Source organism: Pseudarthrobacter sp. HLT1-7 (genome assembly GCF_059383435.1).
In genome coordinates, this window is record NZ_JBWZCH010000001.1 from 169632 (window position 1) to 182886 (window position 13255).

General features: G+C 69.7%; 10 protein-coding genes. 7 read left to right on the top strand and 3 right to left on the bottom strand.

Annotation, left to right across the window (positions count from 1 at the left end; translation table 11 throughout):
• Window positions 1-142 precede the first annotated feature (142 nt).
• A complete protein-coding gene (locus AC50X6_RS00775) occupies window positions 143-1585 on the bottom strand; it encodes an NCS2 family permease (protein ID WP_494964429.1) in 1443 nt (480 codons plus the stop codon).
• Window positions 1586-1696: 111 nt separating this feature from the next.
• Here AC50X6_RS00775 and AC50X6_RS00780 point away from each other — a divergent pair, with 111 nt between their 5' ends.
• Window positions 1697-2341 carry a copper resistance CopC family protein gene (locus tag AC50X6_RS00780; RefSeq protein WP_494964430.1) on the top strand — a complete coding sequence of 215 codons (645 nt, stop codon included), beginning with the start codon at window positions 1697-1699 and terminating at the stop codon, window positions 2339-2341.
• Window positions 2342-2481: 140 nt separating this feature from the next.
• Here AC50X6_RS00780 and AC50X6_RS00785 read toward each other — a convergent pair whose 3' ends face one another.
• On the bottom strand, window positions 2482-3108 hold the full coding sequence (locus AC50X6_RS00785) for an FAD-binding protein (protein ID WP_494964666.1): 627 nt from the start codon (window positions 3106-3108) through the stop codon (window positions 2482-2484).
• A gap of 495 nt (window positions 3109-3603) precedes the next feature.
• On the opposite strand from AC50X6_RS00785, the gene AC50X6_RS00790 reads away from it, so the two are divergent.
• The 6 genes from AC50X6_RS00790 to AC50X6_RS00815 all read left to right on the top strand — a co-directional run bounded on the left by AC50X6_RS00790 (window position 3604) and on the right by AC50X6_RS00815 (window position 11672).
• Window positions 3604-4638, top strand: a complete 1035-nt coding sequence (locus AC50X6_RS00790) for a universal stress protein (protein WP_494964431.1) — start codon at window positions 3604-3606, stop codon at window positions 4636-4638.
• Window positions 4639-4783: 145 nt separating this feature from the next.
• Window positions 4784-7441, top strand: coding sequence for a PEP/pyruvate-binding domain-containing protein (locus AC50X6_RS00795; protein WP_494964667.1), 2658 nt, complete (start codon window positions 4784-4786; stop codon window positions 7439-7441).
• A gap of 279 nt (window positions 7442-7720) precedes the next feature.
• On the top strand, window positions 7721-8491 hold the full coding sequence (locus tag AC50X6_RS00800; RefSeq protein WP_494964432.1) for a hypothetical protein: 771 nt from the start codon (window positions 7721-7723) through the stop codon (window positions 8489-8491).
• A gap of 116 nt (window positions 8492-8607) precedes the next feature.
• On the top strand, window positions 8608-9756 hold the full coding sequence (locus AC50X6_RS00805; protein WP_494964433.1) for a LolA family protein: 1149 nt from the start codon (window positions 8608-8610) through the stop codon (window positions 9754-9756).
• Window positions 9757-9775: 19 nt separating this feature from the next.
• Window positions 9776-10789 (top strand): ABC transporter ATP-binding protein, encoded by a 1014-nt coding sequence (locus tag AC50X6_RS00810; RefSeq protein WP_494964434.1) that lies wholly within the window; start codon window positions 9776-9778, stop codon window positions 10787-10789.
• Between the two features lie 82 nt (window positions 10790-10871).
• A complete protein-coding gene (locus tag AC50X6_RS00815) occupies window positions 10872-11672 on the top strand; it encodes an ABC transporter permease (protein WP_494964668.1) in 801 nt (266 codons plus the stop codon).
• Between the two features lie 38 nt (window positions 11673-11710).
• Here AC50X6_RS00815 and AC50X6_RS00820 read toward each other — a convergent pair whose 3' ends face one another.
• On the bottom strand, window positions 11711-13135 hold the full coding sequence (locus AC50X6_RS00820) for a C40 family peptidase (protein ID WP_494964435.1): 1425 nt from the start codon (window positions 13133-13135) through the stop codon (window positions 11711-11713).
• Between the last annotated feature and the right edge of the window lie 120 nt (window positions 13136-13255).

Here is a 13255-nt window from a genome sequence, read left to right on the forward strand (position 1 = left end):
TCGTGCTGTCCGAAATCCCGGAAACCGACACCATTTCCCGCCGAGGTGAGACTTCGCGCCCATGTCTTGACCAGACATGGGCGCGAAGTCTCACCTCGGCGCCGAAGGACGGGTGGTGCGGGCGGGGGAAGCGGAGTAGAGGCTACTTCATGCCCAGGGCGGCCTCGATCGGGCCGATCGCGAAGAACAGCAGGAACGCCGCGGCGACGGCCCACATCAGAGGGTGCACCTCACGGGCGCGGCCCTGGAAGGTGCGGATCAGGACGAAGGTGATGAAGCCGGCGCCGAGGCCGTTGGCGATCGAGTAGGTGAACGGCATCAGGGTGAAGGTCAGGAACGCCGGGATCGCGATGCCCCAGTCCTGCCAATCGATGTTGCCGACCTGGGAGACCATCATAAAACCGACGATGACGAGGGCAGGTGCCACGGCCTCGAACGGCACGAGGTTGATCAGCGGGGTGAAGAACATGGCCACGAGGAACAGCAGGCCGGTGACGATCGAGGCCAGGCCGGTGCGGGCGCCTTCGCCGATGCCGGCTCCGGACTCGACGTAGATCTGGTTCGAGGAGACGGACGCGCCGCCGCCGATGATGGCGCCGAGGGCGTCCACCTGCAGCACACGGTCGACGTTGGGGATGTTGCCGTCCTTGTCGATGGTGCCGGCCTCGGTGGCCAGGCCCACCATGGTGCCCATGGCGTCGAAGAAGATGCTCAGCAGGATCACAAACGCCAGCAGGGTCGCGGCGACGAAGCCGAGGTGCTCAAAGGCGCCCAGCGGGTTGGCCTTGCCGATCAGGGACAGGTCCGGGGCAGCCCATTCGGAGAACGTCGGGGCCACGAGGGACCAGCCCTGCGGGTTGAAGTTCTTGCCGTCGAAGCTGGGACCGATGTTCAGGGTGGATTCCAGGATCACAGACAGGATGGTCGAGGCGACGATGCCGATCAGGATGGCGCCCTTGACTTTGCGGACCACGAGGGCGATGGTCAGGATCAATCCGAACACAAACACGAGGGTGGGCCAGCCCAGCAGCTTGCCGTCGAAGCCCAGCCCGACCGGGACCGTCGTGCCGGCGACGTCCGGGATGCGGCGCACGAAGCCCGCGTTAACCAGGCCGATCAGGGCGATGAACAGCCCGATGCCGACCACGATCGCGGTCTTCAGCCCCTCCGGGACCGCCTTGAAGACAGCGGTCCGGAAGCCGGTGAGGACCAGAATCAGCATGGTCACACCGGACAGCATCACCAGGCCCATCATGTCCGGCCAGGTCAGGCCCGGGTTCGTGGCGACCGTGACCGCCACAAACGCGTTGACGCCCAGGCCCGTTGCCAGCGCAAACGGGTGCTTGGCCCAGGCGCCCATCAGAATGGTCAGGATGCCGGCCACAAGCGCTGTGACTGCGGCGACGGCCGGGAACCCGAGGGTATTGCCGGCGGAATCCGGGCCGGACAGGATGAGCGGGTTCAGTACCACGATGTAGCTCATGGCGAAGAACGTGGCGAAGCCGCCACGGATCTCCCGCGAGACGTTGGACCCCCGCTCGGAAATCTTAAAATACCGGTCGAGTGCAGAGCCCTGCTTGAGCATTGGTCCTCCGGGAGACGTGGGTGGTTACTTGAATCCTATGGGGCGGTACCGCGGCGACCGCCCCATTTCGCCTAGGCTGTTAGCAAGCCAACACTAGGAGTAGCTTTTTCCATGCGCCTCTTCCGACAGTTTCTGAGCGCCCTGCTGGGTGCCCTCGTCCTTGCCGCCGCCGTGCTGGGTGCCGGTTCCCCGGCTTCCGCGCACGACGCCGCCGAATCCAGCAGCCCGGCAGCCGGCGCCACCGTGCCAAAGCCGCCGGAGACGGTGTCGGTCACCTTCAACAAGGCCCCGCTGGCGCTGGGCTCGCAGATCCTGGTGAGCGACGCTGCTGGAACCAGCTGGGCCGACGGCGGCGTCGAGATCGTGGACAGCGTCGCGTCCCAGAAGCTCAGGTCCGGTGCCCCCGCCGGGGTGTTTACCGTTGCATGGCGCGTGGTCAGCTCGGACGGCCACCCGATCGAGGGCAGCTTCACCTTCAACGCCACGGCGGCAGCGAGTTCGACGGCCGCGGCAGGTTCGACGGCGGGCGCCTCGTCGGCGGCCGCGGCAGGTTCGACGGCGGCGGCAGCCGTCCCCACGCTGGGCACCCCCCAGCCAGGCATCACCTCGACGCCGGAGCGCTCCGCGAACGCGTCCGAGCCGTTCCCCTGGAGCATCGTGATCTTCGTCGGGACGGCCGTGGGCATCCTGGTTGTCCTGGGTCTGATGGCCAGGCGTCGCCTCGCGGGCACGGAGCAGGGCGGCACCGGAAGCTGAACAGAAGCAATGCGGGGTCACTTAGCGCCCATCCGGCGCCCTTTGATGGGCCGTAACTGACCCCGCGTTGTGGTAGGGAACCGTGGGGACGAAACCCGGACGGAGGGCTGTTTAGGGCAGGGGTGTTGGGTCGGGACTGGTTAGGCCGGGGCCGCGAGGGCGAATCTGCCGGCCAGGACCGACGGGTAGCCGTCGGGGTGGACCTTGGCGGAGATCGCCTGGCCCACCACTTTCGCCTGGCGGAGGACTTCCTTAGGCGTCGGGGTGGCTAGGTCGCCGACCCCCACAAGGTACATCCCGAGTGCATGCATGGCGGCCATCAGGTTCTGCCCGGCGGCCATGCCCAGTTCGGAGAGCATCCGGCGCAGTTGGCTGTGGGCGCAGCGCGTCAGGACGAGGTGGTCCGCCAGCAGGACCCCGCCGGGGGTGCGCACGGCCCACTGCTGTGTGGGGCCGCTGACACCGGCTTCGAGGTGGTCCAGCTGAAGTGCCCGGATGCTGTTGCGGACATCGAGCTTGTGGCTCGCGGCGTAGTTCCGCAGGTGCCGGAGGATTTCGTTGCGCTCCTTGAGGGTGGCTGCGTCGGCCGCATCGCAGCGCTGGAGCGAGGAGGTGTTGGCCGGGTGGCCGGCGCCCAGCAGGTCCAGCCCGTCCACGATGATGGAATCCACTCCGCGGCGCTGCAGTTCGCTGGCAACGGCCAGGCCAGAGAGTCCCGTGCCGATGACGATCGCGGTGGTTCGTTCGATACCTCCCGCTTCAGGCATGCTCGACACTGCAGGGTCCTTCCTCGAATGGTGCCAGCTGCGGGGCTGTACCCCGAAGGCGTTCCGTTAGCCCGGTCCAAACGTAGCCCCCTTGCGGAGCTGCGTTCTGGAAGACGGGTCTCGGTTCAGCAATGACTCGAAGACTACCTGTGATTCCCCGCCGTGGATAGAGCAGACGAATCATTGCCCGGGCAGGGGATTGCCGGGGTTCCCGCCGCGCACCGGGAGTTCGAAACGCCGTCATCCCGGCGTCCTCCAACGCTCACTGAACGCAGTGTAAACACTGGGTAAATCCCTGCCGGGTGTGCCGCCGCGGGCCGTCCGGGAGTCCGCTTGCCAGTTCCCGGCAAACCGAGAATAGTGGGGAAAACCAGGGGTTCTTGTACGCCAGTTCCGGGGCGCATCGCCGGTGAATGCCGGCCGAGAACCCCGTACGCGGACACCTCTGGCAGAATAGCCGCAACATCAGGCAAGAATCGCGAGGAGGCGGACCCCATGGGCCGAGAACAGATGAACCCGGATCCGGCAGCGGAGGCCGGCGGCGAGTCCGTAGCTCCCAGGGGGATCGTAGTTGGTGTGGACGGTTCGGACCACAGCCAGTGCGCCCTGGTGTGGGCAGCCCGCGAAGCCGAACGCCGCCGTCGACCGCTGCACATTGTGACCGCCTATTCGGTTCCCATCTTCGCCGCTTCGGGGCTCGACGGCGGTTACGCCACCGTGGATGATTCGGTGATCCGCGAAGGAGCGGAAGCCATCCTGAAGCAGGCCGTGAACAAGGTCGCCGGCTACAACATCGACGTCGATGCCTCCGTTGAGAACGGCGATGCTTCCGGTGTCCTGCTGGAAATGAGCGAAACCGCAGAGCTCCTGGTGTTCGGCACCCGCGGCCGCGGCGGATTCGTGGGCAGGCTGCTGGGTTCGGTCAGCAGCGCGCTGCCGGCCCACGCCAAGTGCCCGACGGTCACCGTGCCGTTGATTTGTGCGGACCGGCTGGGCGAAACCACGGATGACAAGCACGTCATGGCCGAGCAGGCAAAGACCGGCCACGTGCCGGTTGAGAACGTCGTGGTCGTAGGGGTTGACGGTTCCGAGCAGGCCCGCGTGGCCGTCCTGGAGGCGGCGGCTCAGGCCGAACTCCTCTCGGCGACGCTCCGGGTGGTCTGCGCCGTGCCCCACTACAGCGGTTCGCTGGCCTGGGTGCCCGCCCCGGTGGACCGCGAGGCACTGTTCGCCGACATCAAAATCCAGCTCGACGCCGGCCTGGCCTGGACCCGGAGCCACTTCCCGCGGCTGACGGTCGAGACGCAGCTTCTGGACGGCTCTCCCGTGGACGTCCTCGTCGAGGCGAGCCGGCATGTGGAGCTGCTGGTTGTGGGAACCCGCGGCCGCGGCGGCTTCGCCGGGATGCTGCTGGGCTCCACTTCGGGCGGCATCCTGCACCACGCCAAGGGCCCGGTCATGGTGGTCCCGGACCGGGACGATCCCCGGCTGGCGGACCGGGCCAGCTTCGGCCCCATCCTCGGCGACTGAACTGTCCGGGATGCCCATACCGTCCTGACGCGCGAAGGGAGGCCGGCAGGTGGAGCAGCTCCGCAGCAAGGACACGCCGGGGTACGCGCCGGGTCACGCACCGGAGCATGCGCTGGTGCTCGGGCTCGAGCTGCTGACCAAGGACATGCTGCCCGAGGCGGGCGGCAAGGCGGCCAACCTCGGCGAACTGGTGCGGGCCGGGCTTCCGGTTCCCGCCGGATTCTGCCTGACCACTCACGCCTATCGGCGGGCCACGGTGTCCGCAGGGCTGGAGGCCATCCACGCCGCTCTCTCCATGGCGGCCGCCGAAGACCTGCCGGCGCTCGCCGGGCTGGCCGGCAGCGCCCGTGACCTGGTCCTGGCCGCCGCCGTCCCCGCCGACGTCGCCGCTGCCGTCCGGATTGCCTATGCCGCCCTCGGAGCCGACGTCCCCGTGGCGGTGCGGTCCTCCGGGACCGCAGAGGATCTGCCTCTCGCCAGTTTCGCCGGGCAGCAGGACACGTACTTGTCCGTTGTCGGCGTCGAAGGCGTGCTGGCCGCCGTCCGGCAGTGCTGGGCCTCGCTGTGGACCACCCGGGCCGTGAGTTACCGGGCAGCCCACGGCATCAGCCCCTCGGCGGTGTCCCTGGCTGTGGTGGTCCAGCGCATGGTGGATGCCGCCGTCGCCGGGGTCATGTTTACGGCGAACCCGGTGACCGGCAGACGGCATGAGACCGTCGTCGATGCCAGCCCCGGACTCGGCGAGGCGGTGGTTTCCGGGGCCGTGAACCCGGACCACTTCGTCGTCGACGGTGCCACCCAGCGGGTCCTGGAGCGCCGGATCGGGAGCAAGGCCATCGCTATCCGGCCTTTGCCCGGCGGCGGAACGACGCGGATCGAACAGCCCGGCGGTGACTCCCGACCCTGCCTGGACGATGCCGGGCTCGCCACGCTGGAGCGCCTTGGCCGCCGCGCGGAGGTGCACTTCGGCTCGCCGCAGGACCTCGAATGGGCCATCGACGGCGACGGGGTGCCGTGGCTGACCCAGTCCCGGCCCATCACCACGCTGTACCCAATGCCGGAGAAACCGCCGGCCGGGGAGGGGCTGCGAGTCTACGTGTGCTTCAGCCTGGCCCAGGGCCTGACCCGCCCGCTGACCCCGATGGGGCTGGCCGGCTTCCGGCTGATTGCCTCCTCGGTGGCCCGGGCGGCGCATTTTGAGGTTGCCGATCCACTCGAGGGGCCGCGGCCGTATGTCCAGGCCGGGCAGCGCCTTTTCTTCGACCTGACCCCCGTGGTCCGCAGCTCTCCGGGCCGCGCGATCGTCCCGCGGGTGTTCGACCTGATGGAGTCCCGCTCCGCGGCGGTGCTGCGCGGGCTTTTCGAGGATCCCCGGTTCTCGGTCACCATCAGATCCCCGTGGCGGGTGCTCCGGCACGTTGCCCCGGTGGTGGCACGCGCCAGGGTTCCGGAGTCCCTGCTGCGCGCCCTCTTCCGTCCGGAGGCGGCGCTCCGCCGGGTCGAGCGTTTTGGCGGTCGCTTCAGGGCCGCCCTCGTGGTCCCGGCCGGCTCCACCCCAGCGCAGCGGCTTGACCACGCCGAGCGCATCCTCGGCCGGGAGCTCTTCCCCGTGGTACCCAACGTGCTTCCGCTGCCCGCCCTGGGCTTCGCCTTGCTGGCCGCGGCCGGCAAGCTGCTGGGCCGCCGCGTGGAAAGGGGGGAGCTGCAGGCGGTCTTGCGCGGGCTGCCCAACAACGTGACCACCGAAATGGACCTGGCGCTCTGGCGGCTCGCCTCTGTGATCCGGGCCGACGCCGGATCCGCCGCAGTGTTCGCCGGGGAGCCGCTGCCGGAGCTGGTCCGCCGCTACCGCGTCGGCGGGCTTCCTGCCGTCGTGCAGTCCGGGCTCACCGGCTTCCTGGGCCGCTACGGCCACCGGGCCGTGGCCGAAATCGACCTCGGAATGCCCCGTTGGACCGATGACCCGGCGCATATTATCGGCGTCCTGGCCAACTATCTCCGGCTGGAGGACCCCGCGCTGGCACCCGACCGGCAGTTCAACAAGGCAGCACGCGAGGCGGAGGAGCATATCGGCAGGCTCGTCGCTGCGGCGGGGGAGCGGAGCCGGCTTCGCGCCGCACTGGTGCGGGCGGCGCTGAAACGGACCCGCCTGTTTGCCGGGCTGCGTGAACTGCCGAAGTACCATATCGTCGAGGCCCTGGCCGTGGTGCGGGAGCAGCTCGCCGTGGTTGGCACCGGGCTGGCCGCGGCCGGCTCCATCAGCGAAGCCGGTGACGTCTTTTTTCTGGACCTGCGGGAAGTCCGTGCGGGCCTGGACGGGGCGAAGCTGCACGGCGTCGTGGCCCGGCGCCGCACCGCCTATCAGGAGGAACTGGGACGCCGGCACATTCCCCGGGTGCTGCTCTCGGACGGCACCGAGCCCGAAGCGCTGAACACCGGCACCGGTGGCGGCGGAACCGGAGGGGCCGGTAGGGGTGTCCTGACCGGCACCCCGGCGTCGGCCGGAACCGTCACCGCCCGGGCCCGCGTCATCCTGGACCCGGAGGGGGCGCAGCTGGAACCCGGCGAGATCCTCGTGGCGCCGTCCACCGATCCGGGCTGGACGCCGCTGTTCCTGACCGCCGGCGGGCTGGTGGTGGAGATGGGCGGGCCCAACTCCCACGGCGCCGTCGTCGCCCGCGAATACGGGATTCCCGCGGTCGTGGGCGTGCCCGACGCCACCTCCAGGATTGCCACCGGAGACAACATCACGGTCGACGGCGCCGCCGGCACCGTGACGCCTGACGCCTGGCCGCCTGCCTAGTTGTCGGGCTCAGGGACATGCCCCGCGCCGGAGCCAGCGGATGGACATAGTGTCATTCTGCCCGGTCCCGGGTGCGAAGAATGGGCATGTCCCGCTGGACTGGTCGCCCGCCCAAGGGGACATGCTCCGCACCGGGGCCAGCGGATGGACATAGTGTCATTCTGCCCGGTCCCGGGTGCGAAGAATGGGCATGTCCCTCGCGGACTGGACACCGGCGCGAAAAGGTTCAGACTCCGTCTGACCCCCGAAGCGAAAATGACGCCTAGCTAGAGTGAGGCCATGAGCGAACAGCACGGCACCGGCAAGCCGACGCCGGGTGGGACAGCAGCCGCCGCGCCGGCAGAGGCACACCGCGCGCCGCAGCTCCCGGGGCCGCGTCCTCCGGGGGCGGGGAGCGACGACGCCCGGCTCCCCGGCTGGCTGGTGCGGCACCCGCTCACCGCCGGCTGGGCCTGGACCGGATTCTGGGCGGCCCTGATCCTGGCGGACGAATTCGTCGATCTCGCGGGCTGGTCCTGGTACGTATTGGCCGGAATGGCCGCGCTGCCCTCCCTGCTGGCGACCATCACGCTGCTGCACGCGACGCCCCGAAGGTACCTCAAACCGCGGCGGGACTCGGTGCTGGGCCACTTCTTCGTCCGCTTCCTCGCCCTGACGGCGGCGTTCCTAATCTGGGGCGTGTCCGTGGTCATGAGCGCCTCCATCTCAACGACCATCCAGTCACTGGTCGGTGCAAGTGAACAGGCCTCGGAACGGGAAGTCACCTCGGTGGGTTTCCAATTGCTGGTGGCCGCGATTCCGCTTGTGGTGTCCGTGTTGTGGCTCGCCTTCATCATCCGCTGCGCCTGGTTCCTCCGCCGGCTGCGCGGCTGGAAACAGCACCCGGCGGGGGCCCGCGTGCAGAAGAAATTCCTCCGCACCAGGCCCCGGCTGCGGCGCGTCGTGCTGGGCCTGGCCCATCCGGGGCTGCTGCTCATCGCCGGGCTCGGCACGTCCGTGCTCGCACTGCTGCTGGGCGCAGTCGAGCTGACCTTGTCGGTGCTGCCGTAGTCCGCCCGGACTAATCGCCCCGGAGGAGGTGTTGCCGGCACCAGAGAGGCGTACTGTTGAGCTATGAACTGCAAGGCTGGAGCGCGGTCCCTGTGACGCGGAAATGGTTGCGCTGGATGCCCGCTGCGGCCGTCCCCGCTGTGATCGCCGCCGGGGTGCTGGTGGGTCCGCTTCCCGCGAGCGCCGTTGATCCCCTGCCGGCCCGGACGCCGCAGGAGGTGCTGCTGATGATCGCGCAGCACAACGAGGGGTCGCTTTCCGGAACCATGGAACAGACCTCCAATATCGGCCTGCCGGCGCTGCCCAAGACCGGACCGGGAGGAGTATCCTCCGACACGGCCTGGCTGGAACTGCTGACGGGCCCGCACACCGCCAGGGTCTACCTCGACGGCGCCGAGAACGCGCGGGTGCAGGTGATGGACAAGATGGCGGAACGCAATGCCGTCCGGCGCGGCAACGAGCTCTGGTTCTACAACTCCAAGGACAACACCGCGGCCCACGCGCAGCTTCCGGCGGATGCGGCTGAGCGCCACGCTGCCAAGGACATGCCCGGCTCCGCTACCGTTCCAACACCCGGGGCCCTGGCCGAAAAACTGCTCGCGAAACTCGACGCCTCCACCGACGTGAGGGTCGGTCCGGACGTCCAAGTGGCCGGACGGACCGCGTACAACCTGGTCCTCACCCCCAAATCCACGGCCACCCTGGTGGCCTCCATCGCGATCTCCGTCGACGGCACCACCGGTCTGCCGCTCGGCGTCGAACTGAAGGCCCGCGGACAATCGGATCCCGCCTTCAAGGTGGCATTCACTAACCTCACGCTCGAGGCCCCTGATTCCTCCATCTTCGAGTTCACCCCGCCGCCCGGGGCTCTGGTGAAGGAGATTCCTGTTCCGGAGCGCAAAGCCCATTCGGCCGCACCGCCGTCGGGCATGTCCCCCGAGGCGATGAAGGCAAAGCGGCCCAGCGTTACCGGCACCGGCTGGGAATCCGTGGTCGGCTTCCCGGCAGGGACCGTGTCGATGCCGGGCCAGGCAACGGACCAAGCCCCCGGTGCCGCGGCGGGCAACCCGATGCAGCCTGATCCCTCCCTGCCCGGTGGGCCGGCGTCCGGAGCCGCGTCCTTGTTTGAACAGGCGGCGGTTGCCGTCCCGGGCGGCCGGCTGGTGTCCACCTCGCTGCTGAACGTGTTGATCCTCGACGACGGCCGCATCTTCGCCGGCGCTGTCCCCCTGGAGCGGCTCCAGTCCGCAGCCGCGCCTCGGTGACCCGCCCGGTGACCGCCGCGTGACCCCCGCCGGTCCGGCCACTGAACTGAGTATCGAGACCACCGGCCTCAGCAAGCGCTTCGGCCATCAGCTGGCGGTCGACGGCGTCAACCTGGCCGTTCCGACGGGCTCCGTTTTCGGCTTCCTCGGGCCCAATGGCTCGGGCAAGACCACCACCATCCGGCTTATGCTCGGTCTCGCCGCGGCCACCGGCGGTTCCGTGCGGCTCCTGGGCCAGGAGATGCCGCGGCAGCTTCACGAGGTTCTGCCACGGGTGGGTGCCCTCGTCGAAGGCCCGGCGTTCTACCCGTTCCTCTCCGGTGCTGCCAACCTGCAGCGCTTCGATGCCGCGGACCCGCATGTCCCCGCCGCCACGCGGAAGGCGCGCGTCCGGTCGGCGCTGGAACGCGTGGGCCTGACGCACGCCGCGGACAAGAAGGTCCGGGCTTACTCGCTGGGCATGAAGCAGCGGCTCGGAATCGCCAACGCCCTGCTGGCACCCCGCGAGCTCCTGGTTCTCGACGAGCCCACTAACGGCCTGGACCCGCAGGGCACCCGGGAGGTGCGCAGCCTGGTGCGCTCGCTCGCGGCCGACGGCGCCACCGTGTTTGTGTCAAGTCACCTGCTGGCCGAGGTGGAGCAGATCTGCACCCATGCGGCCATCATGAGCGCTGGCCGGCTGGTGGCGCAGGGGACCCTCGCGGAGCTGCGCCAGGCGGGGCAGTCGAGGATCCGCGTGCTGACGCCCGACCCCGGCGCCGCAGCCCGGGTACTGGCCGGTCTGGGCCTGACGGTCGACGGCGCTGCTGGCAACGGATCTGCAGGTTCCGGCGCCGTCGGGTCCTTGAGTGCCGGCGAGGTGCTGGTTGCGCCACTTCCGGCGGCGTCCGACGGCGGCGGCGTGGCACCGGAGCGCGTGGTTGCGGCCCTCGTGGCGGCCGGCGTCCGGGTCCGGGGCTTCGCCACGGAGCAGGCGAGCCTGGAGGAACGCTTTGTGGCGCTCACGGGGGAAGGCTTCGACGTTGTCCAGTGACACCTCCCGCGGGCGTGCCGCCGAAGCTCCCTCCGGGCCGGCCGGCCGGTCCGTTTCACGCCCGCGCCGCCGGGGGCGGGGGCTGCTCGCCTCTGAGCTCTGGGTGCTCTTCCGCCGCCGCAGGACCTGGGCCATGTTGGGTGCGCTGGCGGCCATTCCAATCCTGATTGCCGTGGCGGTGCGGGTGTCCTCGGCTGTGCCGGCCGGACGCGGCCCGGCGTTCCTGGACCGGATCACCCAGAACGGATTGTTCGTCGGCCTCACCGCGATGCTTGTGTCTGTTCCGCTGTTCCTGCCGCTGACCGTGGGCGTGGTGGCGGGGGATACCGTGGCCGGCGAGGCCGGTTTGGGGACCTTGCGGTACCTGCTGGTGGCGCCCGCCGGCCGGATCCGGCTCTTGCTGGTGAAGTTCGCCGGAGTGGTGGCGTTTGCCGTGGCGGCGCCGCTCGTGGTGGCGCTGGTCGGGGCGGCCATCGGAGCGGCGCTCTTCCCGGTGGGGCCGGTGCCGTTGCTTTCCGGTGATGCGATCGGCGCGGCCGAGGCGCTGCTGCGGCTGCTGCTGATTGCCGCCTATCTCGCCGTCTCCCTGATGGGGCTCTCGGCGATCGGGCTGTTTGTGTCTACGCTGACCGACGTTCCGGTGGGGGCGATGGCGTCCACCGTGGTGCTGGCGGTAGTCTCGCAGGTCCTCGACGCCCTGCCGCAGCTGGACTGGCTGCATCCCTGGCTGTTCAGCCACTACTGGCTGGACTTCGCCGATCTGCTCCGCCAGCCGGTCGCCTGGGACTCATTCATTGCCAACGCCCTGCTGCAGGGAGGCTACGTCGCCGTGTTCGGGGCGCTCGCGTACGGCAGGTTCGTCACCAAGGACGTGCTTTCCTAGGCGAACGGACTGACCCTAGGCACCGCACCTTTCGGGCCTCAGTACCGGGCGGCCACCGGATGGAGCTGCATTCCTGACATGTAGGCGAGGTCCGTCACGGTGATGCCATCGTCCGGGTTCAGCGCCTGGACCACCCGCCCGCCACCGAGGTAGATCGCCACGTGGTAGAAACCAGGGGCCGTGCCCCAGACCAGCAGATCACCCGGCCGTGCCTGCGACAGTGGGACGTGCATGGGCGCCTGGGCAAACTGTTGTGCCGCGGTGCGGGGCAGATACTTGCCGGCAGCGGCGAACGCGGTCTGGACCAGTCCTGAGCAGTCAAAGCCGTAGGCCCCCGTGCCGCCGTACTGGTAGAAGAAGGGTGCGCCGACCTTGCCCAGCGCTACCGAAATAGCGGTCTGGTTGGAGCCGGCGGGTGCGGGCGCGGGAGCGGGTGCGGGCGCGGGAGCCGGGGCTGGCGCGGGTCCCGGCGCGGGAGCGGGTGCCGGCGCGGGTGCGGGCGCCGGGGCGACTGGAGCCGGTGGTGCCGGTGGTGCCGGTGCCGGGACGGCGGGGGCCGGCCGGATTCCGGCACCACGTTGCGGGGCCGGACTCAACGGGGCCGGACTCTGCGTGGCCGGAACGGCAGGGGCGGGTGCGGGCGCAGCGGCCTCGGTCACCGCAGCCAGCCGCTCCAGTTGGCGCCCGCGGTCCAGGGCGTCCACCCGGGCGGACTCCAGTGCCGCTGTGGTGTTGTTCAGGACCGCGAGCCGGTCCACCAGTGCGGCCCGCTGGGTCCTGGCCTCGGAGACGGCAGTCCGCTGGGCATCGCTGGCACGCTCGGCGTCGATCTTGCGGGATTCCGCCGTCCGGGCGGCCTCGTCGGCGGCCTGGTTGGCCTCCGCGGCGGCCGCCGTCAAGGAATCAGCGGCAGCGGCTGCGGTTTCCGCGGACTGGAAGGCCCGGCTGCGGCCCGCGGTCACGGCTTCGAGGGTGGCGGCCTGCTGCAGAGTGTTGCCTTTTTCGTTGCCGCTGACAATGCTGCTGAGGGCGGGATTCAGCCCACCGGTGCGGTACAGCTCGCCGGCGAGTTGGCCGATCTGCCTGCGCGTCCTCTGCTGTTCCGCCCCGGCGGCCGAAGCCCTGGCCGAAGCGATCTCCGCCGCGTCCCGCCGGAGCTGGGCTTCAACGAGGGCATCGCCATAGGCATTGTTGGCCTGCATGGATGCCGCGCGGCTGGCCTCCTGTCCCGCGGAGGCGTCCGCCAGGAGCCGGTCGATCACGGTGACCTGTGCCGCCGTCGCGCTTTCACCGGACTTGGCTGCTGCGATCTCGTCCGGCGAGGGCGCCGCGGGGGACGCCGGCACCAGAATCGCCGTCGCCGGTGACGCTGGCGTTGCCTGCGCAGGCAACGCCAGCGTTCCGAGCAGTACGACGGCGGTGCAGAGCACGGCCGTGTTGCGGCCGGAACCGGTCCAAATCATGGGGAAACCTCGCTGCTGTGTTGGGCTGGAGCGGGCGAGGTTTTGGTTTTGGCACAAGGAATGCCCCTCTGCTGATCCCCCAGCAGGCTTGAGGCTACGTGCTCAACGCCACTTTGGCAA

Coding starts and splice junctions, on each gene's coding strand:
- AC50X6_RS00775 (WP_494964429.1), bottom strand. CDS start 1,585: ATGCTCAAGCAGGGCTCTGCACTCGACCGGTATTTTAAGATTTCCGAG.
- AC50X6_RS00780 (WP_494964430.1), top strand. CDS start 1,697: ATGCGCCTCTTCCGACAGTTTCTGAGCGCCCTGCTGGGTGCCCTCGTC.
- AC50X6_RS00785 (WP_494964666.1), bottom strand. CDS start 3,108: ATGCCTGAAGCGGGAGGTATCGAACGAACCACCGCGATCGTCATCGGC.
- AC50X6_RS00790 (WP_494964431.1), top strand. CDS start 3,604: ATGGGCCGAGAACAGATGAACCCGGATCCGGCAGCGGAGGCCGGCGGC.
- AC50X6_RS00795 (WP_494964667.1), top strand. CDS start 4,784: ATGCTGCCCGAGGCGGGCGGCAAGGCGGCCAACCTCGGCGAACTGGTG.
- AC50X6_RS00800 (WP_494964432.1), top strand. CDS start 7,721: ATGAGCGAACAGCACGGCACCGGCAAGCCGACGCCGGGTGGGACAGCA.
- AC50X6_RS00805 (WP_494964433.1), top strand. CDS start 8,608: ATGCCCGCTGCGGCCGTCCCCGCTGTGATCGCCGCCGGGGTGCTGGTG.
- AC50X6_RS00820 (WP_494964435.1), bottom strand. CDS start 13,135: ATGATTTGGACCGGTTCCGGCCGCAACACGGCCGTGCTCTGCACCGCC.